Below are 1,335 nucleotides of genomic sequence, written 5' to 3' on the forward strand. Positions count from 1 at the left end.
ATTAGTTAGTTGGTAGGGTAATGGCCTACCAAGACGATGATGGGTAGGGGAACTGAGAGGTTGATCCGCCACACTGGGACTGAGATACGGCCCAGACTCCTACGGGAGGCAGCAGTAAGGAATTTTCCACAATGAGCGAAAGCTTGATGGAGCGACACAGCGTGCAGGATGAAGTTCTTCGGAATGTAAACTGCTGTTATAAGGGAAGAAAAAATAGAATAGGAAATGATTTTATCTTGACGGTACCTTATTAGAAAGCGACGGCAAACTATGTGCCAGCAGCCGCGGTAATACATAGGTCGCAAGCGTTATCCGGAATTATTGGGCGTAAAGCGTCCGTAGGTTTTTTGCTAAGTCTGGAGTTAAATGCTGAAGCTCAACTTCAGTCCGCTTTGGATACTGGCAAAATAGAATTATAAAGAGGTTAGCGGAATTCCTAGTGAAGCGGTGGAATGCGTAGATATTAGGAAGAACACCAATAGGCGAAGGCAGCTAACTGGTTATATATTGACACTAAGGGACGAAAGCGTGGGGAGCAAACAGGATTAGATACCCTGGTAGTCCACGCCGTAAACGATGATCATTAGTTGGTGGAATAATTTCACTAACGCAGCTAACGCGTTAAATGATCCGCCTGAATAGTATGCTCGCAAGAGTGAAACTTAAAGGAATTGACGGGAACCCGCACAAGCGGTGGAGCATGTGGTTTAATTTGAAAATACGCGTAGAACCTTACCCACTCTTGACATCTTCTGCAAAGCTATAGAGATATAGTGGAGGTTAACAGAATGACAGATGGTGCATGGTTGTCGTCAGCTCGTGTCGTGAGATGTTAGGTTAAGTCCTGCAACGAGCGCAACCCTTTTCTTTAGTTACTAATATTAAGTTAAGGACTCTAGAGATACTGCCTGGGTAACCAGGAGGAAGGTGGGGACGACGTCAAATCATCATGCCTCTTACGAGTGGGGCAACACACGTGCTACAATGGTCGGTACAAAGAGAAGCAATATGGTGACATGGAGCAAATCTCAAAAAACCGATCTCAGTTCGGATTGAAGTCTGCAACTCGACTTCATGAAGTCGGAATCGCTAGTAATCGTAGATCAGCTACGCTACGGTGAATACGTTCTCGGGTTTTGTACACACCGCCCGACACACCATGGGAGTTGGTAATGCCCAAAGTCGGTGAGTTAACTTCGGAGACTATTGCCTAAGGCAGGACTGATGACTGGGGTGAAGTCGTAACAAGGTATCCCTACGAGAACGTGGGGATGGAACACCTCCTTTCTACGGAGTACATTAGTCTTAATTGACTTATTACATAATCGATTCGTG

1 rRNA gene is annotated in these 1,335 nt (G+C 45.7%); it reads left to right on the forward strand.

Annotation, left to right across the window (positions count from 1 at the left end):
• A 16S ribosomal RNA gene (locus Q0954_RS33920) occupies nucleotides 1-1,287 on the forward strand; the annotation flags it as partial.
• Nucleotides 1,288-1,335 lie beyond the last annotated feature (48 nt).

This window comes from uncultured Microscilla sp. (genome assembly GCF_947493425.1).
In the GTDB taxonomy this organism is placed as follows: domain Bacteria; phylum Bacteroidota; class Bacteroidia; order Cytophagales; family Microscillaceae; genus Microscilla.